Origin of the sequence: Deinococcus sp. KSM4-11, from assembly GCF_004801415.1 — a bacterium.
Lineage (GTDB): Bacteria > Deinococcota > Deinococci > Deinococcales > Deinococcaceae > Deinococcus.
The window spans coordinates 228,338-246,089 of sequence record NZ_SSNX01000004.1; the positions used below are offsets into that span (position 1 = coordinate 228,338).

The 17,752-nt window shown below is 69.8% G+C and carries 16 protein-coding genes and 1 tRNA gene; 9 read left to right on the forward strand and 8 right to left on the reverse strand.

Translation table 11 applies throughout. The annotated features are described in order from the left end of the window. Positions 1-120: 120 nt before the first annotated feature. Positions 121-1,629: an NADH-quinone oxidoreductase subunit N gene (locus tag E7T09_RS13380; RefSeq protein WP_136389688.1), complete on the forward strand. Its 1,509-nt coding sequence runs from the start codon at positions 121-123 to the stop codon at positions 1,627-1,629. A 74-nt stretch (positions 1,630-1,703) separates the two neighbouring features. Here E7T09_RS13380 and cutA read toward each other — a convergent pair whose 3' ends face one another. Further along, complete coding sequence (gene cutA, locus E7T09_RS13385; protein ID WP_136389689.1) at positions 1,704-2,021, reverse strand: divalent-cation tolerance protein CutA; 318 nt, start codon at positions 2,019-2,021, stop codon at positions 1,704-1,706. Positions 2,022-2,131: 110 nt separating this feature from the next. Here cutA and E7T09_RS13390 point away from each other — a divergent pair, with 110 nt between their 5' ends. From E7T09_RS13390 to E7T09_RS13400, 3 genes are all read left to right on the forward strand, one after another. After that, positions 2,132-2,575 carry a LapA family protein gene (locus tag E7T09_RS13390; RefSeq protein WP_136389690.1) on the forward strand — a complete coding sequence of 148 codons (444 nt, stop codon included), beginning with the start codon at positions 2,132-2,134 and terminating at the stop codon, positions 2,573-2,575. Between the two features lie 88 nt (positions 2,576-2,663). After that, positions 2,664-3,521: an acetyl-CoA carboxylase, carboxyltransferase subunit beta gene (gene accD / locus E7T09_RS13395; protein ID WP_136389691.1), complete on the forward strand. Its 858-nt coding sequence runs from the start codon at positions 2,664-2,666 to the stop codon at positions 3,519-3,521. Further along, entirely contained in the window at positions 3,518-4,477 is a 960-nt protein-coding gene (locus tag E7T09_RS13400; protein ID WP_370293929.1) for an acetyl-CoA carboxylase carboxyltransferase subunit alpha, read from the forward strand. Before accD ends, E7T09_RS13400 begins: the two co-directional genes overlap by 4 nt. Positions 4,478-4,542: 65 nt before the next feature. Here E7T09_RS13400 and E7T09_RS13405 read toward each other — a convergent pair whose 3' ends face one another. After that, positions 4,543-5,715 carry an FAD-dependent oxidoreductase gene (locus E7T09_RS13405; protein WP_168734843.1) on the reverse strand — a complete coding sequence of 391 codons (1,173 nt, stop codon included), beginning with the start codon at positions 5,713-5,715 and terminating at the stop codon, positions 4,543-4,545. Between the two features lie 96 nt (positions 5,716-5,811). On the opposite strand from E7T09_RS13405, the gene E7T09_RS13410 reads away from it, so the two are divergent. From E7T09_RS13410 to E7T09_RS13420, 3 genes are read left to right on the forward strand one after another with little or no spacing between them, the layout of a single operon-like run. Continuing rightward, positions 5,812-7,056 (forward strand): SpoIID/LytB domain-containing protein, encoded by a 1,245-nt coding sequence (locus E7T09_RS13410; RefSeq protein WP_136389692.1) that lies wholly within the window; start codon positions 5,812-5,814, stop codon positions 7,054-7,056. After that, positions 7,053-10,097 carry a hypothetical protein gene (locus tag E7T09_RS13415; RefSeq protein ID WP_136389693.1) on the forward strand — a complete coding sequence of 1,015 codons (3,045 nt, stop codon included), beginning with the start codon at positions 7,053-7,055 and terminating at the stop codon, positions 10,095-10,097. Before E7T09_RS13410 ends, E7T09_RS13415 begins: the two co-directional genes overlap by 4 nt. A 29-nt stretch (positions 10,098-10,126) precedes the next feature. Then, on the forward strand, positions 10,127-11,212 hold the full coding sequence (locus E7T09_RS13420) for a hypothetical protein (protein WP_136389694.1): 1,086 nt from the start codon (positions 10,127-10,129) through the stop codon (positions 11,210-11,212). A gap of 12 nt (positions 11,213-11,224) precedes the next feature. Here E7T09_RS13420 and E7T09_RS13425 read toward each other — a convergent pair whose 3' ends face one another. The 3 genes from E7T09_RS13425 to E7T09_RS13435 are packed head-to-tail and all read right to left on the reverse strand — an operon-like array spanning position 11,225 to position 13,956. Then, positions 11,225-12,235, reverse strand: a complete 1,011-nt coding sequence (locus tag E7T09_RS13425) for a serine hydrolase (RefSeq protein WP_136389695.1) — start codon at positions 12,233-12,235, stop codon at positions 11,225-11,227. 24 nt (positions 12,236-12,259) lie between these two features. Next, the gene (locus E7T09_RS13430; protein ID WP_136389696.1) at positions 12,260-13,219 is read right to left on the reverse strand and encodes a hypothetical protein; all 960 of its coding nucleotides are present in this window, start codon (positions 13,217-13,219) and stop codon (positions 12,260-12,262) included. Continuing rightward, entirely contained in the window at positions 13,216-13,956 is a 741-nt protein-coding gene (locus E7T09_RS13435; RefSeq protein WP_136389697.1) for a M23 family metallopeptidase, read from the reverse strand. The genes E7T09_RS13430 and E7T09_RS13435 overlap by 4 nt, the downstream gene beginning before the upstream one ends. 156 nt (positions 13,957-14,112) lie before the next feature. Here E7T09_RS13435 and E7T09_RS13440 point away from each other — a divergent pair. Together E7T09_RS13440 and speA are read left to right on the forward strand one after the other, a co-directional pair. Continuing rightward, positions 14,113-14,188: transfer RNA gene (locus tag E7T09_RS13440), tRNA-Asp, on the forward strand. Positions 14,189-14,386: 198 nt separating this feature from the next. Further along, positions 14,387-16,309, forward strand: coding sequence for a biosynthetic arginine decarboxylase (speA, locus tag E7T09_RS13445; RefSeq protein ID WP_136389698.1), 1,923 nt, complete (start codon positions 14,387-14,389; stop codon positions 16,307-16,309). Positions 16,310-16,372: 63 nt separating this feature from the next. On the opposite strand, the gene E7T09_RS21935 is transcribed toward speA, so the two are convergent. The 3 genes from E7T09_RS21935 to E7T09_RS13455 all read right to left on the reverse strand — a co-directional run bounded on the left by E7T09_RS21935 (position 16,373) and on the right by E7T09_RS13455 (position 17,716). Continuing rightward, a complete protein-coding gene (locus E7T09_RS21935; RefSeq protein ID WP_168734844.1) occupies positions 16,373-16,519 on the reverse strand; it encodes a hypothetical protein in 147 nt (48 codons plus the stop codon). Between the two features lie 91 nt (positions 16,520-16,610). Further along, complete coding sequence (locus E7T09_RS13450) at positions 16,611-17,420, reverse strand: metallophosphoesterase (RefSeq protein WP_136389699.1); 810 nt, start codon at positions 17,418-17,420, stop codon at positions 16,611-16,613. After that, positions 17,417-17,716: a hypothetical protein gene (locus E7T09_RS13455; RefSeq protein ID WP_136389700.1), complete on the reverse strand. Its 300-nt coding sequence runs from the start codon at positions 17,714-17,716 to the stop codon at positions 17,417-17,419. The genes E7T09_RS13450 and E7T09_RS13455 overlap by 4 nt, the downstream gene beginning before the upstream one ends. Positions 17,717-17,752: the final 36 nt, after the last annotated feature.

Sequence of the window (17,752 nt, forward strand, 5' to 3'; positions counted from 1 at the left end):
GAAGCCGGTGTTCTGCCGGCGGTCACCCGAGCGGATGCGCGAAGGAACGACAGACGGACTCCGGGAAGTGGAGGGCCGCCCTGAACTGTCCAGGGTGGAACGGAACTGGACGGAGTTCGGATGCTGAGCACCCCCACCGGAACCGACGTGTACGCCATGGGCGCGCTGTTCCCGATCCTGGCCGTGCTGCTCGGCGCGCTCCTCAGCACCCTGCTGGGCTTCTGGGTCAGCCGCCGCGCCCTGACGTACATGAACATCGGCTGGCTGCTGATCTCCGGCGTCTGGATGATGACGCTGTGGAATCAGGGCCGGCAGGCCTTCACGCACGCCGTGGCCCTGTCCGACGGCCAACCGCTGATCACCGCGTCCCTCCAGGCCGACAACCCGGCCCTGCTGCTTGGCCTGGTCATCCTGGTCGGCAGCGTGATGACGCTGCTCGTGTCGCTTGACACCGCGTGGCGCGCGCGCATCTCCTTCCCAGAATTCGACGCCATGCTGATGTACGCCGTGACGGGCGCGCTGCTGATGGCCTTCAGCGGCGACCTGATCGTGCTGTTGATCGGTCTGGAAATCATGAGCCTGTCCGGGTACGTGCTGGCCACCCTGCAGGACTCGCGCCGCGCCGAGGAATCCGGCCTGAAGTACTTCCTGTTGGGCGCGGTTGGCAGCGCCATCCTGATCTACGGGATCGCGTTCGTGTACGGCGCGACCGGCAGCCTGAACTTCGCTGAGATCAGCCTGCGGGTCGGCTCGGTTAGCGGCCTGCTGCCGCAGAACACCGGCATCCTGGTCGGCGGGGCGCTGCTGGTGCTGATCGGCTTCGCGTTCAAGATCGCGCTCGTGCCCTTCCACCAGTGGACGCCGGACGTGTACTCCGGGGCGCCCACCAGCATCAGCCTGTTCCTGAGCACGGTCGTGAAGGTCGCCGTGTTCGCGGGCATGCTGCGCGTGTTCTCCGGCGCGCTGGCCGACGCGCCCGGCTGGGCCAGCGTGCTCCAGATCCTGACCGCCGCCACCCTGATCATCGGGAACAGCGCCGCCCTGCTGCAACGCAACTTCAAGCGCATGCTGGCGTACTCCGCTGTTGCGCACACCGGGTTCCTGGCCATGGCGCTGCTAGGCACGCCAGCCACGGGCGGCGCGGCCCTCACGTACTACCTGCTGGTGTACACCCTGATGACCGCCGCCGCGCTTGCCATCGTCGCCGCCTTGCAGCGCAGCGAGGTCGGCATGGAGATCTCGGATCTGCGCGGGCTGTTCTATCGCCACCCCGCCTACGCGGTCGCGCTGGCCATCTGCCTCGCGTCCCTGGCGGGGTTGCCGCCCTTCGCCGGCTTCTTCGGCAAGTACCTCGCCTTCCAGGCGGCCTTCCAGAACGGCTACGTGTGGCTCAGCGTGCTGGCCGCCGTGACCAGCGTGGCCGCGCTGATCTACTACCTGCGCCCCGGCATGCTGATGTTCATGCCGGACCGCACCCCCAGCCGCGAATACGCGCACGGCCAGCGGCCCCCCACCACCCTTGCCGTCGTGCTGGGCGTGGCCGGCGTGACCCTCCTGGGCCTGCTCCCGAACGTGTGGTACGGCTGGGTCAGCAACCCCGCCATCTGGCAACTGCTCGCCGGACGGTAGCCAAACGGGCAGACGACAGGCAGGAGCCCTTGCTCCTGCCTGCATCCATGTCGTCGTCTTGTCAGCGCTTTACGCTACTTGCGGTCTTCCAGCGCCTCGCGCAGCCAAGACTGGAATTCCGGCAGTGCCCGGTCGAACTGCAGGGCGATGATCTCCGGCACCTCGTACGGGTGCAGGGACTTGATGCGCGCCTCAAGTTCCGGATAGCGTTCTCCGCTGGTCTTGATCAGCAGCAGCGTTTCCGGATCCTCGGCGATCTCGCCCTGCCAGCGGTACACGCTCTGTACGCCGCCGATCACGTTCACGCAGCCGGCGAGGTGCTCGGCAACCAGGGTGCGGGCCAGGTCATGGGCGCGCTCCGGGGGAATAGTGACCATCACGACCAGGGACATGAGTGCAGGATACCCTTCCAGATGGGCGACTCTGTGCGTCCGTTTCGGCCGGAACTCACGAAGCGCTTAGGCAACGCTGGAGTGCCGCGGGGGAATGTTAGGCTGCGCTCATGCGGACGGTCGTCCTGATTGTGGTGCTGGTGCTGCTCGCGCTGTTTGCGCTGCTGAACACCAATTCCCTCATGTTCCCCCACACCATCAGCCTGGGCTTCGTGACGTACACGAAGGTGCCCATGGGGCTGCTCCTGTTGATCCTGGGAACGCTACTGACCCTGGTCTTCTATTTCTGGGCGGGTATTTCGGGCCTGCGGGCCCAGGCCGACAGCGCCCGTCTGCTGCGCGACATGGAGCAGCTGCGCGTCAGCCTGGACAGCAAGGAAGGCAGCCGCTTCGCCTTGCTGCAGACGCACATCGACGAGCGTCTGAATGCCCTGCCGGCCGCGTCCGGCACGAGCGAGCTGAGCGCCGTGAATGCCCGCATCGACGCGCTCCAGCGAGATGTGAACCTGCAACTTGCGCAGCTCGACGATTACCTGAAGGGCAAACTCGGGTGAGCCCCGGCCCGGAAGCTGGACGCGGTGCAACCCGCAGCCCAGAAGCCCGCTTAGAATGCACCGGTAGAGTGAAGCCGGGAGGACTGACATGGCCCTAGATCGTTTTTTCCGTCGCCGCCGCCCGCAGCAGAAGGGTGAGGGCACGGACATGCCGGACCTGTGGACACAGTGTCCCAACTGCAAGGAAGGGCTGTACAACCGTGACCTGGAGGCGAACGCGTTCGTGTGCCCCAAGTGCGGCTTTCACATGCGCGTGGACGCTGGCAACCGCGTGACCCTGCTAATTGACGACGGCAGCTGGACGCAGCTGTCCGGGCCGGTGCGTCCGGTCGACCGGCTGGGCTTCGTGGACACAGAGGCCTACACCGCGCGGCTGGAACGCGCGCAGCGCAAGGCCGGGCGGCCCGACGCGATCCTGACCGGACACGGCACGCTGGAAGGTCTGCCCATCACGCTGGCGGTCATGGACTTCGCGTTCTCCGGCGGCAGCATGGGCAGCGTGGTCGGCGAGGAGATCGCCCGCGCGGCCGAGCACGCCGCGTGGCATGGCACGCCCCTGATCATCGTGACCGCCAGCGGCGGGGCCAGGATGCAGGAAAGCGCGCTGTCCCTGATGCAGATGGCCAAGACCACGGTGGCGCTGGAGGGCCTGAGTGCCCGTGGCCTGCCCTACGTGAGCCTGCTGACGGATCCGACGACCGGCGGCGTGACCGCCAGTTTCGCCACCATCGCGGACGTGATCGTGGCCGAGCCTGGCGCCTTGATCGGCTTCGCGGGCCCGCGCGTGATCCAGCAGACCATCCGCCAGAATCTTCCCGAGGGCTTCCAGCGTGCCGAGTTCCTGCTGGAGCACGGCATGGTGGATGCCGTCGTGGATCGCCGCGAGCACCGCACGTACCTGGCCTCCCTGCTCGGCCTGCTCACCCACCGTGAGGCCAGCGCGTGACCCTGAACCCGGACGCCCTGATTCCCGATACCCTGAAGGAGCTGGAGGCGCGGGTGCGTGACCTGGAGGGCACCGCGCAGAAGACCGGGCAGAACCTCGACGCGGCGCTGCACCCCCTGCGTGCCGAGGTGCAGCGCCTGCGCGACCTGCGCCCACCGCCCACCCGCTGGGAACGGGTACAGCTGGCCCGCGCGCCCGGTCGTCCCACGGCCCTGGATTACGTGGAACGGCTGTGCACCGAGTTCCATGAACTGCACGGCGACCGCCGCTTCGGCGACGATCCCGCGCTGATCGGCGGTCCCGCCCGCTGGCAGGGAATTCCCGTCATGCTGCTGCTCCAGGAAAAGGGCCGGCAGACGAAAAGCAAGATCCGCCGTCGCTTCGGCAGCGCCAACCCCGAGGGCTTCCGCAAGGCCGTGCGCCTGATGGATCTGGCCGAGAAGTTCAAGTTGCCGGTGGTCGCGCTGGTCGACACGCAGGGCGCCTATCCGGGTCTGGAAGCCGAGGAGCGCGGCCAGGGCTGGGCCATCGCGGAGAGCATCCGCCGCATGCTGTCCCTGCGCGTCCCTGCCGTGTGCGTCGTGATCGGCGAGGGCGGCAGTGGTGGCGCGCTGGCGGTCGCCGTCGGGAACCGGGTATTGATCCAGGAGAACGCGTGGTACTCCGTGATCTCTCCGGAGGGCGCCGCCAGCATCATCTGGAAGGACGCCGCCCAAGCCCCCCTGGCGGCCGAGGCCCTGAAGCTCACGGCGCCGGACCTGCTCGACCTGGGGATCGTCGAGGAGATCATCCCTGAACCCACCGGCGGCGCGCACCTGGATGCTGATGCCGCCGCCATCCCGGTCGGCGAGGCGGTGACCCGCCACCTGCGGGAGCTGATGGCCCTGGGGCCGGATGAACTGCGCCAGCAGCGCGGCGAGCGCTTCCGCCACCTGGGCGCGTTCACGGAGAGCTGAGCGGTCGACACACGGATCACTGGATCAGCGTCACTCAGGGCTGATCCAGTGATTTTCCCTGCTCCTCACGGGAGGGTGGCGCTCCCATCCCACGGCCGTTCCTCCACGCCTGCGATCCTGGCGGCCAGATCGTAGGCCACGCTCAGCCCCAGCGCGTCGGCCTTCGGGCCACCGAGCAGAAGGTGCGTGTTCGGGGTGACCTCGCTGTGCATGGGCAGGCCGTCCGGTCTGCCGTCCGGGAGCGCGAACCATGCGCCGGGCACGTCGCTCAGGCTGCGGCCCGTCTCGAGGGCGTCCGTGGCCAGGGCGGGCAGGTCGTCCATGGCGGCCACGAGGTCTTCCAGCGTCTCTCGGCGCAGGCCGGTGGGCACGCCGGTCAGTTTGCCGCCCACGGGTTCGTACCCGGCCGGGTCGCGGTGGTGGATGGCCGGGACGAGGGTATAGCCGCCGCTGACGGGCCGCAGCGTGAGGCCGTGGGCACGCAGCAGGGGAGAGCGATCCGTGCTGGGGAGGTTCAGGCGCGGGAACTGCCGGTACGCGCGGGCGTGCGCAGTGTGTACGCCCAGATCGTGCTCGACGGCGTGCGGGCCGTTCGCGCCGAGGGCCACGACGATGGTCTGCGCGCGGATCCGGTGGGTCTCGTGCACGACGATCCGGTGGGTGTTGGTGACCGTCAGGCGCTCCAGCATGACCGTGCCGTCCCCGCAGAGCTGGGCGCGGGTGTTGAGCATCAGGTTCGCGCCAGCACGGATGGCCGCCTGGGCCGCATTCAGGGCGAGCGCGCCGGGGCGGTACGTGGCGGCCTGGGCGTGCACGCTGGCCCAGGGTAGGGAGTCCATTGTCACCAGGGCCGCGTCCAGCCCCAGGTCACGGGTGGGCACGCGGCCTATGCCGGGCATCGTGTGCAGGTCGATCAAGGCCCGCGTCTGGAGCGAGATGTCGCCGAAGGCCGTGCCCAGTTGCGTCCGCACCCACTGCGCCTCGGCCCGGCGCTCTGCGGGCGCGTCCAGCGCCGTCCAGATGCCGGGCGAGAGCAGTGTCGCTCCCTCCTCGTTGGGCAGGCCGCCCTCCTCGACCAGCAGGACGCCCAGTGGCGGGGCGAGCTGACGCAGGAACAGGGCGCAGGCGGTGCCCATGCGGCCGGCCCCCAGCACCAGAACGCCGTAGTCGCGGGGCGTGAAGGGCTGACCGGTGTGGGCCCACACCTGACCGGGCGGCTGGGAATCGGCGGGCGGCATGAGGGGCATCATGCCGCGCCGGGCGCGGGCGCGGGGGCGCGCTTCTCACGGTCTTGTCAGTTCGCTGAGGAGAGCGGCTGCGTATACTCGCGCTAGATGCGTTTCCTGCCGCGTTCCCACCCTTCTGGCCCGCTGATCCTGGCTGCCCTGCTCGCGGCCAGCGCCGCGCAGGCACTGAATGTGCGTGTGCTGGTCGCCAGCGCGCCGCAGGTCGTGGTGCGGGTGCCCGTGCGCCCCGCAGGGACGGGCCTGACGGGCGGGCCGCTGGGGGCCGCCGCGCCGCTCCCACTGGCGGGCTGGACGGTCGGCCTGACCCCGGACGGCGCGCGCCTCACCCTGAACGGGCAGGATGCCGGGAACGTGGCGCTGTACCTGCCGCCCAGCGTGGGCAGCGTGGTCGAGATCGGTGGGAAGACCTACCGGGGCGGCGTGCAGCTGCGCGTGCAGGCCGGTCGGGTGCAGGCGATCAACGTGGTGGATGTCGAGGATTACGTGCGGTCGGTCGTGCCGGCCGAGATGCCAACCTCCTGGCCGGTGGCGGCCCTGAGCGCGCAGGCGGTGATCGCACGGACCTACGTGGCGGCGCGCATCACCCCGAACAGCCCCTACGACACCTGCGCCACGGAAAGCTGTCAGGTGTACCCCGGCGTGGGGGCCGAAACGCCCTCGTCGGACGCGGCGGTGCTCGCCACGCGCGGGCAGGTGGTCGCCTACGGCACACAGCCCGCCAGCACGTATTTCAGCGCGGATTCCGGTGGCTACACGGCCTCCAGCGCGGAGGTCTGGGGCAAGGCCCTGCCGTACCTGCCAGCGCAGACCGATCCGTTCTCGGCGGGCAGTCCGCGAGCCCACTGGCGGCTGGAGGTCGGGGCCGCGAAGCTCGCGGAGGTCGCCGCTCGCTACCACGTGCAGGTCGGTGCCATCCAGAGCGTCGCCGTGACGCGCCTCAGCCCGTCCGGCCGGCCGCTGGAGATCACCCTGACGGGATCGACCGGCACGGGCCGGATCGACGGGGCGAACGCGGGCGGCTTCGTGCGTTCGCTGGGCGCGGCAGGTACCCGCGTCACGCTGGACGGCACGGCGCTCGCCACGGGCGGCCCCCTGGTCGTCGAGGGCAGCGGGGCGGGGCACGGTGTGGGCCTTTCGCAGTACGGGGCCCTGGGGCTGGCCCGGCAGGGGTACAGCCACCTGTACGTGCTGGGCTTCTACTATCCCGGCACCAGCCTGAGCGTCCTGGCCGGGCGTGCGGCAGGCGGGGCGCTGCTCGCGGGCGACCGTGACCTGCCGCGCCCGTCGGCGGCTGTCCTGGCTGTGAATTCCCTGCAGGACGGCGTCCGGTGACGGGCCGTTCCCACGGCCGGCCGCTGGGCCGGCGGGCCCGGAACCGCGCGCGCAGCGCGGCCCTCACGCTGGCGCTGCTGGGCCTGCTGGGCGGCGCGGCGGGCGCCCGCACGGTGCGGATCGTCACGGCCGACACGCTCGAACTGCGCAACGTCGATGATCAGGAACTCGTCGTCATCGCGGGCGAGATGGTCGAACTGCGCGTCGACGACGATCTGGTGCGGGCCAAACGGGTCGAGTTCAACCGCACCAAGCGCACCCTGACGCTGGTCGGCCAGGCCACGTACCGCAGCGCCAAGGACGGTCAGGTCATGACCGGCGAGAACCTCGTCGTGGATCTGGGAGCCGAGCAGGTCACGGGCGAGGACGTCCTGATGAGCGACGCCGACCTGGAGATCCGGGGCGCGCAGATCGAGCGCATCCCCGGCCAGCTGCGCGCCACGGACGGCTATTTCACCACCTGCGCCCGCTGCGGCCGGACACCGAACGATTACGCCTTCCGGGCCAAGCGCATCCTGATGTACCCCGGCGACCGTCTGGTGGCGTACCAGGCGCAGCTCCTGATCGCCGACGCGCCCGTGCTGTACCTGCCGGTCGTGGTGATCCCCCTGAACGACGCCGACCGTCAGCCCCGCCTGCTGGTCGGGCAGGGCGCCGACGACGGCCTGACCGTCGAGGCGGACCTGCCCTTCTCGATCGGGTCGAGCACGCTGGGCACCACGCTGCTGCGCTACTACCAGAACCGCAATCCCAGCGTCGGCTACGGCGTGTCGCTGCGCTCGTACGCGCCGATGCCGTACGTGGACCGTGTGAACCTGTACACGCTCATCAGTCCCCGCCCGTTCCTGGACAGCGTGCAGCAGCCCGGCGACGACGTGGATCTGAACCTGGCCGTGACTGGCCGCCTGCCGCTGGAGTCGGCCCTGAAGGATCTGGAGTACTCGCTGACGGTGAACCGCCAGGACATCGGGCGGTATGCCGCCGATCCGGAACGGGGCGTCACGCGCGTCACCTTCGGTGCGAAGGTCGACTACCCGCTGTTCACGGCCGAATTCAACTATGCCGACCGCTACGGCCCGGCACCCACCACCGGCCTGGACACGCCCCTGAAGCTGCCGGAGGTCGTGGTCGATCCCAAACCGTACACGCGCGGGAACCTCAGCACGGACTTCCACTTCAGTGCCGGGAACTACATGGCGCGCAGCAACCCGCTGTCGCCCAGTGCCACGGCGCAGGGCCCGAACATCACCACCGAACGCCTGGAGGAAAGCCACAGCATCGCGTTCACGGCGCAGCCCTGGACCAACGCCGACCTGATCCTCACGAACACGTATACGGGCCGCTTCTACGGCACCGGGGCCCGCACCGTGCAGCTGAACCTGGGCGCGACCCTCACGCAGCGCTTCAACACCACCAACACCGTGCAGTTCAGCGCCGGGTACACGCGCAACGAGGGCACCAGTCCCTTCGCCTTCGACGCGGTCTATCACCTGCTGAGCGCGCCGCTGGGCGTCACCCTCAGCACCGTGCCGGTGAAGGATGTGCGCTTCGGCATTCAGTACCGCCGCGACCTGTTCCTGCCCGGCACGCAGCAGGGGGCCACCGTCTTCACGCTGGACGTGTCGCGTTTGCCGCTGAACCTCAGTTCCCAGCTCGGCTACGACTTCGTGACGAAGGAACTCGACAGCTTCTCGTACACCGTGACGCTCAGCGACCCGCAGTCGAACGTGCTGACCTACGTGCCCGCCCGGCCCGCCAGCACCGGAGCCGTCCCGACCAGCCCGGCCGTCGCGCCCACACCCGATACACCCTTGCCCGACGCGGCCGTCCCTGCTTCCGGCGTGGACACTCCCGCGGTGGGCGCCGGTGTGGGCACCACACCGGCCCAGCCGGATCCAGCCGCTCCCGCCCCGCTTCCCGACACGAGTGGCCAGGTGCCGGAGCTCCCCACAGAGCAGGCGCCCGGCCAGACTCCGACCCAGCCGGACACCCAGCCCGTGGCGCCCACAGATTCGGCCGCCCCCGCAACCCCGGCCGAGCCGGCGCATGCGGCGTACTACCGGCGCAGCAGCCGCTGGCCCGCCCCGGATCTCACGCTGACCTTCACGGGCGGGTACAGCCGCGCCACCGGGTATGCGCCCTTCACGGCCCGCGCCACCGTGACCGGGGATGTCCGCACGAATTCCTTCTCCGTGTACGCCACGCAGGACATCCAGAACCAGCGGCTGGACAACGTGGGCTTCAGCGTGAACGCGGCCGTCACGCGCGACACCGTGCTCAACCCGCTGTCCGTCAGCGCGTCCGAGCAGCTGTACCTCACGACCGCGCGCGTCACGGGCACTGAGACGGTGACGTGGCGCAACCGCTACCAGTTCAGCAGCACGCACGACCTGCTGCTGAACCGTCCGGACACCGCGACGGACAGCGGCACCATCAACTTCAGTGTGGGAACCACCGGCGGCAGCGCGACCTCCTGGCAGGTCACGTACGGCGGCGCATACGATCTGGTGCGCGGCGGGTTCACGCGGCCCACGCTGTCGGGATCGCTGAGCACCACGCAGCCCGGCAACCGCCTGGCCCTGAGCGCCGTGATGAACGTGGCGGGCCTGGATCAGCCGCGTACCGAACTGGGCCGTGTGGATGCCGACGTGGCGTGGCAGTTCGGCAGTCGCGCCGCCCTGTCCGGCCGCGCCGTGTATACCCGCACGCGCGATGCGGTCGACAGGAAGTACGAATCCTTGCAGCTCAGCCCGGTGCGCGCCACCGTCGGGATCGGGCGCAAGGGCGAGCGGCCCGGCGCGTACGTCACGGTGGGCCTGTCGCAGACCTTCAGCTGGGTGGACGGCGTCCGGCAGAATCCCACGCCGCTCGCGCCGGTCGTGGGCCTCACCATCGACCGCTGCTGCTGGGCCTTGCAGGCCGAGGCGGACCTGGGCCTGGGCCGGTACCGGCTGGCGGTCGGTCTGCCCGGTCAGACGGCGTACCCGCTGTTCGACCTGACCGGCACGGGTTTCGACGTGCCGCTGCTGACCACCCCCTGACGCCCGCTCCCGACCCCCGGAGGTCTCCCGTGAACCGCTTCCTATTGTTGCTGGCCCTGCCCCTCGTGCTGGCCGCGTGTACCGGCACCGAGGAGACCATTCCCGGCGCACGCGTGGTCATGATCGTCGATGGCGGAGCCACGCTGCGCACGCTGGCCCCGAACGACAGCCTGAACCCGGCCCCCATCTCGGACGACACCAGTGTGGCCATCCCGACCCCCTCGGGCAAGGCGGTGGCGGTCGATCCCCTGTCCAGCGGCCTGCGGCTGGCCCTGACCCTGACGGCGGGCGTGGAGAGCCGGGACGCCACGCTGGCGACCGGCACGCCGTATACCCCCCCGACCTTCACGCCCGTGTGCCTGAAGCAGGCCGCCATGAACGTCACCCGCACCCGCCTGCTGACCCTCAGCGAGTGCGACGGTGGCCCCCAGCAGCTCGCGCTGTACCGCGAGGACGGCACGCTGGTCTGGACGGCCCTGCTGCCCACCTATCTGCCACCCAGCGCCGGCTCGAACATTCCGCCCCTCCGGCTGGCCGTCAGCGGCGAGGTGGGGGTGGTCGCGCGGGCCCGTGTGGGCGGCGGCAGCGAGATCATGCGGGCTGCCGTCGTGACCACCGGCGACGCCACCGCCGAGGTCAGCACGCCCATTGCCACGCCCGCCATCCGCGACCTCGCGCCGTATGGATCGGACATTGTGGCCGCCATGGACAGCGGCCTGCAGAAACTCAAGGCGACCGGCGAACCCGACGCCGCCACCACCCTGGGCGCCTTCGGCAAGACCCGCTACGACCGCGTGTGGAGCGCCGCGACCGGCTCCCGCACCCTGCTGATCGCGTGGCCGAGCGACCTGGGGGGCGGCGTGGCCCAGCCGCTGAAGGTCTGGGACGGCACCACGGCGAACGCCGCGACCGTCAATTCATTCATCGATCTGCGCGACGTGACTGTGACCCTCGACGGGTACCTGTACGCCCTGACGAACGCGAACCTCAGCAGTTACGACACCGTGTACGGCCTGAACCAGGGCAACTGGCGGGCGCGGCCCCTGCTGAGCGGCCTGAACGATGCCCGCGCCCTGACCTGGCTCCTGCCGCCCCCCGTGGCCACCACGCCCTGAGCCCCGCGTGACCTACACGCCCGGGCCCAGCAGCGCGAGCAGCAGCGCCGGGATCGCGCCCCGCACGCCCACCAGCGGCGCCCCGCCCCGCACCAGCAGCACCACGGCCGCGCCCGACATCGGGTGAAAGCCCAGGCCGGTGCGGGTGCCGCGCGCCACGCCGTCATGCCAGCGCACCTGACCGGGGCCGCTCACGAACCAGCCGGGACTCACCCCGGACAGCAGCGGCGGCAGGCCGGGCGGCCGCTGGATGTCCTGCCAGTGCGCCCCCGCCCGGCCGTCCAGGTGCGCCTGCGCGAACTCCAGCAGGTCGTCGGCCGCGCCGTACAGCCCCCCCGCCCCCACCAGCGGCCCGAATCCCGTGAAGGCCTGTGAACCCAGCAGCCCGGACGGAGCGACCAGCACGCCCGCCGGGTCGGGCCTGACTTCCAGGCCCAGTGGGGCCGTGACCCAGGTGCGCAGGGCCCGCGCGTACCCCCCGGCCTCTGGCGTTTCCCCCGCCGCGTAGGCCAGCGCCAGCGCCAGCGCGCCCACTCCCAGATTCGAGTACGCGAAGCGTCCGCCGGGCCGGGCCCAGCGCCGCGCACTCCCCAGCACCTCCCGCGCACTCAGGGGCGCGTAGGGCCCATTGAAGTGCGTGAAGGTCGTGACGGCCACCCGCGCAGGATGCGCCGGCAGGCCCGCCGTGTGCGTGGCCAGACTCCGGGCGGTCAGGAAGAGCGGCAATGTCCGCAGGGGGCCGCCCAGCGCCGCCAGGGGCTCGTCCCACTGCAGCCGACCCCCCCGCACCAGGGCGTCCGCCAGGGCTGCCGTGAAGGGCTTGGTCACGCTGGCCAGCTCGAAGATGCCGTCGGCAGGCACGCCCCCCAGACCCACAACCACCTGTTTGCCGCCCAGCGCCGCCCCCAGCACGCCGCCTTTGCGGTACAGCGTGCGCGTCAGGGGCCGTAGCGTCCGCACGTCCGTCCCCAGCACGCCGGCCACCTGCTCCAGCGCCCGCGTGGTGGGATCACGGCGGAACATGGGTGCAGCCTAGCGCCGCCGTGGTCATGGCAGGCGCAGCACCCGCACGTTTCCGTCCCTGGCGCTCAGGTAACTCAGGCGCTGTCCGTCGGGGCTGACCTGCCAGTCGGCCTGCCGCACCTGATCGCCCAGGTCGCCGAGGGTCGTCCACGTGTTCATCTGCGTGTCGAGCTGCCGCAGCACGTGCGGGCCGCCGTCCACGCGCAGCGGAATCAGCAGCAGGCGGCGGGCGTCCCTCCACAGGAACGCGCCGAACTCAGTCAGGCGCTTCGGGCTTCCCCCGGCGGTCGGCTGCAGCCACAGGCCATTGCGGGCGGCGCTGTCGAAGGAGATGGTATATGCGACCTGCTGGCCGTCCGGACTGACCTGCACCGACCGGAACCCCAGCGCGGTGCGCAGGGTGCGGCGCGCGCCGGTCTGCACGTCCAGCGTGAATAGGTCGCGGTCGCGCGCGCCGGCGGTGGTCTTGCCGCTGACCAGCAGGGTACGGTCGTTCAGCCACGCGATCGGCCCGCCGCCGTACACCGTGGCCACCGCTTTCGGGGCTCCGAACACGTCGGCGGTGAAGACCCGTGTGACCCGGCGGTCGTAGTTGCCGGTGGTGGCGCTGCGGGCGTACGCGAGCTTCGTCTCGGCCCGGTTCCACACGACGTCCCCCCCACGCGTGGGCAGCGTGAAGGTCTTGCCGTCCGACAGACGCGCGAGGGTCGTGGACTCGCCCGTGCCGGGCCGCACCGCCCATTTCAGCGCGGGGGAATAGAAGGCGACGGTCGAAAATCTCCGCGTGACCGCGCCCCCACCCGCCGGCACGGTGTAGATGCCGGTGCTGCCGCGCACCGGCGGGCCGTCCAGGAACAGCAGCGCCTGCGAATCCGGAGTCCAGACGGCTCCGGGACAGCAGCTGCCCGAGAGGATCGGCTGGGAGGGCAGCGTGGCGGCCACGGCGCTGCCGGTCAGCAGCGCGGCCAGCAGGAACCGGATCATCGGGAACCTCCGGGAGCGGGGGGCCAGGGGCGTGCGAACTCGTTCAGCAGCCGGCCCCCGCGCAGGGCCTCGGGCTGGGTGTCGGGCGCCTGCCAGCGGCGCGGAGCGTTGAGGTCGTATTCGTAGCCGCGACCGAAGCCGCTCGCCAGGGCCAGGGAATTCCAGTCGGCCGCAATGTACGGCTGCGGGTTGAAGAAGCGCTGGTGCGAGCGGTCGCGCAGTTCCAGATGCAGGTGAGGCGCGCTCACGCACGTGAACTGTGAGTCGCCGCTCAGCCCGATCACGTCCCCGCGCTTCACGCGCTGCCCAACCTTCAGGGTGGATCGCCGCAGCAGGTGCCCGTACAGGCTGCTGAGGTTCCCGGCATGGTCGATCACGACATTGTGCGGCGGACTGCCGTGTGGCCCGTCCACATCCACCACCACGCCGTCCCCGATGGCGTGCACGGGCGTACCGCAGGGCGCGCTGAAATCCAGGCCTGCGTGGATGCCCTGGAGGTTGCCGTAGGTGCTGCGCCGCTGCCGGTACGCGCCCGTGGTGTTCCCGTAGCCCTGGCCGAGCAGCCAAGTATTCGGGCCGGGCGGGCCGGTGAAAGGCAGGCTGAACTGGCGACTGGCTTTGGCGATTGCGCTGTCCGGGAGGGGGGCAGCGTAATGGGCCCCGGCGACGGCGGCGAGCAGCAGGGCGGCGAGGGCGGCGGGGCGGACGGCACAACTGGGATCGGGCGCACGGGCCATGGCCGATGCTGACGCGCCCCCGCGCGCCGGTGCGTACCCGCGCCCACCTTTGCCGGGATGGGCGCTTGACCAATCCTGAAGGCTCGCGCCCGCGCCGACCGGCTTGACTTCCGGCGCGGGCGCCCGTAGTCTTCTGTCCGCTGGTGCGCCAGTATTGGTCCGGTAGTGTAGCGGTTAGCATATCTGCCTGTCACGCAGAAGGTCGCGGGTTCAAATCCCGTCCGGACCGCCAGGAGAGAGGAGCGAGGTGAACGCCTCGCTTTCTTCTTTTTATCCCCTTCATTTTCCAGGGGGTGGACGGACATGACGGTGCGGGGCACCCTCTTGCCGTATTATTTGCCCCGGTTTCGCACGGCGTCCGGCGGGTCAGCGAGTGGCCTCCGAACCCCGCGCACGGCGAGCCTACCCCACCCGGAGGAGGACGCCTCACGTGACTGCCACCAACCCCCTGAACACCAGCTTCACCACCACCGACGCCGCCGAACTGTACCAGGTGCCCAACTGGAGCGGCGGCTGGTTCCGCGTGTCCGACAAGGGCGCGCTGGAAGTCACCCCCAGCCCCGGCCTGCACGCCCCGCTGCGTGCCATCGTTGATGAGATCGTCGAACGGGGCGAGAGCCTGCCGGTCATCCTGCGCTTCCCGCAGGTGATCGCCGGGCGCGTCAAGCACCTGAACGAAAGCTTCCAGTCGGCCATCCAGGAGTACGGCTACACCGGCCACTACCAGGGCGTGTTTCCCATCAAGGTGAACCAGCGCCGTGTGGTCGTGGAGTCGGTTGCTGCCGCCGGTTTCGACTACGCACATGGCCTGGAGGCCGGTTCCAAGGCCGAGCTGGCGCTGTGCCTGGCGCAGAAGATGCACCCGGACGCGCTGCTGTGCTGCAACGGCTTCAAGGACGACGGCTTCATCAAGCTGGCGCTGTGGGGCCGCACCCTCGGCAAGAACGTCGTCATCACCATCGAGAAGTACAGCGAACTGGAACGCATCCTCAAGCAGGCCAAGGCCCTGGGCGTGCGCCCGGCCATGGGCGTGCGCTTCAAGCTGCACGCTCGGGGCAGCGGGCAGTGGGAGGAATCCGGCGGGGATCAGGCGAAGTTCGGCCTGAACGCCTACGAACTCCTGCGCGTGGTCGAGCGGCTGCGCGAGGAGAACATGCTCGACACGCTGGTCATGCTGCACACGCACATCGGTTCGCAGATCACCGACATCCGCCGGGTGAAGGTGGCGGTGCGCGAGGCTACGCAGACCTACGCGGGCCTGATCGCCGCCGGGGCCGAGCTGAAGTACCTGAACGTGGGCGGCGGCCTGGGCGTCGATTACGACGGCAGCAAGACCACCTTCTACGCCAGCATGAACTACACCGTCAAGGAGTACGCGGCCGACATCGTGTACACCGTGCAGGAGGTCTGCAAGGCAAGGCAGGTGCCCGAGCCCGTGATCGTGTCCGAATCCGGCCGGGCGCTCACCGCTCACCACGCCGTGCTGATCATGCCGGTCGTGGACGTGACCGGCCCCACCCGCGACCTCGAAGACCTCGCGCCCGCCGATGAGAACAGCCACCAGATCGTCAAGGACATGGAAGAGATCCTGGCGAACATCACGTCGCGCAACTACCGCGAGTCGTACAACGACGCCGTGGGCGACAAGCAGACGCTGCACAACCTCTTCGACCTGGGGTACGTGACCCTGCCGGACCGGGCGCGCGGTGAGGCGCTGTTCAACGCCATCCTGCGCCGGATCGCCAAACTCATCCAGAACGAGAAGTACGTGCCCGACGAACTCGAAGACCTGCAGAAGGTGCTGGCGGACAAGTTCATCTGCAACTTCTCGCTTTTCCAGAGCCTGCCGGACAACTGGGCCATCCAGGCGCTGTTTCCGATCGTCCCGCTGGATCGCCTGAACGAGAAGCCGACCCGGCAGGCGACCATCGTGGATATCACCTGCGACAGTGACGGCAAGATCGAGAAGTTCATCGACCTGCGCGACGTGAAGGCCACCCTGCCGCTGCACGAGCCCGGCGACCGCCCGTACTACCTGGGCGCGTTCCTGATGGGCGCGTACCAGGACGTGCTGGGCAGCGCCCACAACCTCTTCGGGAAGGTCAGCGAGGCGCATGTGACCGTGCGGCCCGGCGGGCGGTACCACATCGACCTGTTCGTGCGCGGCCAGAAGGCCCGGCGCATGATCGAGTCGATGGGCTACGAGGAGCCCATGCTGCGCGACGCCATCGAGGATCAGGCCGACGCGGCCATCAAGGCCAAGACCCTCACGGCCGATCAGGAGAATGAACTCCTGGAGGATTACGGCGAGGAGCTCCTCGGCTACACGTACCTGGAGTACGAGGAAAGCTGAAGCCCCACACGAGAACGCAGCCCCGATGCCTAGGGCTGCGTTCTCACTTGGGCTGCCGGATAGTCAATCCCCGGCGACCGGCAGTCCGTGGTTCTGTGCCCCACTGTCGTTGAACTCGCGGTTCACCTCACGTTCCTCGCGGGTCAGGACGATGAAGCTGAGCAGCATGATCAGCAGCGTCGCGGCGGCCATGAGCAGCAGGAGTTCCATACCTCTAGTGTGGCCATGGCTGTTCAGCGTGAGGTGACGCGAACCTCAAGATGGACTGAACGACCCTTTCTGACTTCTGAAGGATTGAGCTTCAGCGCTGCGGCGCGCCGGGCAGGTCGATCACCCGCACGGGCACCGGCTCGCCGAACCGTGGGTATTTGCGGGCCTTACTAGGTTCGCCCCGGCCACAGATGACCGTGAGCTGCGGCAGGCCGTGCGGTGTGGCTTCCGCCACGGCCAGGCGACCCGTCTCGTATGCGCCCATGTCGATATACAGGTGGTTCGCGATCCGCGCAGGCGTCTGCACCGGCGTGTGGCCGTGGATGCTGAAAGTCACGCCCCCGGGCATGCGGAAGGGACCCTCGTAGGGACGCAGCCACAGCGCGGCGTCCTCCGGATTGGGATGCTCCGGGTGGTGTACGGGCGGAGCTGCATGCGACACCAGCAGGCTCGGCGAGGTCGGCGGCGTAGTGTGGATCACGTGATCCCCCGTGACGTACACGACGGTCTTCAGGAGGTTCAGGTACGTCTCCAGCCGCGCAGGGAATTTCTCCAGGGTCAGGCTGCCCAGCTCGCTGCGGACGGTGTCCCCCCCGGCCCGCATCCACCACTGGTAGCCCTCCATGGCGCGGCGGTAATCGCCCATGTCGTGCGTGCCCAGGTAGCGGCGGTACCAGCGGATGCCCTCCAGCGCCATGCGTTCGTGGTTGCCCATCAGCAGCGTGGCCCGGCCCGCTGTGTGCAGGTCGAGCAGCATGTCCACCACCGTCATGGAACGCGCGCCCCGGTCGATGGCGTCGCCCAGCACCACCAGGTGGGAGTCCGGGAAGTGGTCGAGCACCGCGCGCAGCAGGTCCGGGCGGCCATGCAGGTCCGGAACGATCAGGGCGGGGGCGGTCATGTCGGCTCTCCGCTGCCATCACTGCCGGACTCGTCGCTGCCGTGCTCGTCACTGAAGGCCAGCAGCGTCTGCTTGCTGCGCTCCCGCAGCAGGCGTGCGCCGTCCGGGGCAGGCGTGAAGGTCACGGCCATCCCCGTCGCGTGCGCGTGGTAGGCCGCGCCGTCGTTCGCGTCGGGCAGCCATTCGGCGGGCAGCTGGAAGGTGCGGCCACGGTCGTCCTCGACGTCCGCGAGTCCCGTGTCCTCGTCGAGCACGTCGATCACGAGGAGCAGCGGTGGAGAGGAAGGAACGGGCATGTCGCCATGGTACCGGGCGGACCTGACAGCATCTTC

Coding starts and splice junctions, on each gene's coding strand:
- E7T09_RS13380 (WP_136389688.1), top strand. CDS start 121: ATGCTGAGCACCCCCACCGGAACCGACGTGTACGCCATGGGCGCGCTG.
- cutA (WP_136389689.1), bottom strand. CDS start 2,021: ATGTCCCTGGTCGTGATGGTCACTATTCCCCCGGAGCGCGCCCATGAC.
- E7T09_RS13390 (WP_136389690.1), top strand. CDS start 2,132: ATGCGGACGGTCGTCCTGATTGTGGTGCTGGTGCTGCTCGCGCTGTTT.
- accD (WP_136389691.1), top strand. CDS start 2,664: ATGGCCCTAGATCGTTTTTTCCGTCGCCGCCGCCCGCAGCAGAAGGGT.
- E7T09_RS13405 (WP_168734843.1), bottom strand. CDS start 5,715: ATGCCGCCCGCCGATTCCCAGCCGCCCGGTCAGGTGTGGGCCCACACC.
- E7T09_RS13410 (WP_136389692.1), top strand. CDS start 5,812: ATGCGTTTCCTGCCGCGTTCCCACCCTTCTGGCCCGCTGATCCTGGCT.
- E7T09_RS13425 (WP_136389695.1), bottom strand. CDS start 12,235: ATGTTCCGCCGTGATCCCACCACGCGGGCGCTGGAGCAGGTGGCCGGC.
- E7T09_RS13430 (WP_136389696.1), bottom strand. CDS start 13,219: ATGATCCGGTTCCTGCTGGCCGCGCTGCTGACCGGCAGCGCCGTGGCC.
- E7T09_RS13435 (WP_136389697.1), bottom strand. CDS start 13,956: ATGGCCCGTGCGCCCGATCCCAGTTGTGCCGTCCGCCCCGCCGCCCTC.
- E7T09_RS21935 (WP_168734844.1), bottom strand. CDS start 16,519: ATGGAACTCCTGCTGCTCATGGCCGCCGCGACGCTGCTGATCATGCTG.
- E7T09_RS13450 (WP_136389699.1), bottom strand. CDS start 17,420: ATGACCGCCCCCGCCCTGATCGTTCCGGACCTGCATGGCCGCCCGGAC.
- E7T09_RS13455 (WP_136389700.1), bottom strand. CDS start 17,716: ATGCCCGTTCCTTCCTCTCCACCGCTGCTCCTCGTGATCGACGTGCTC.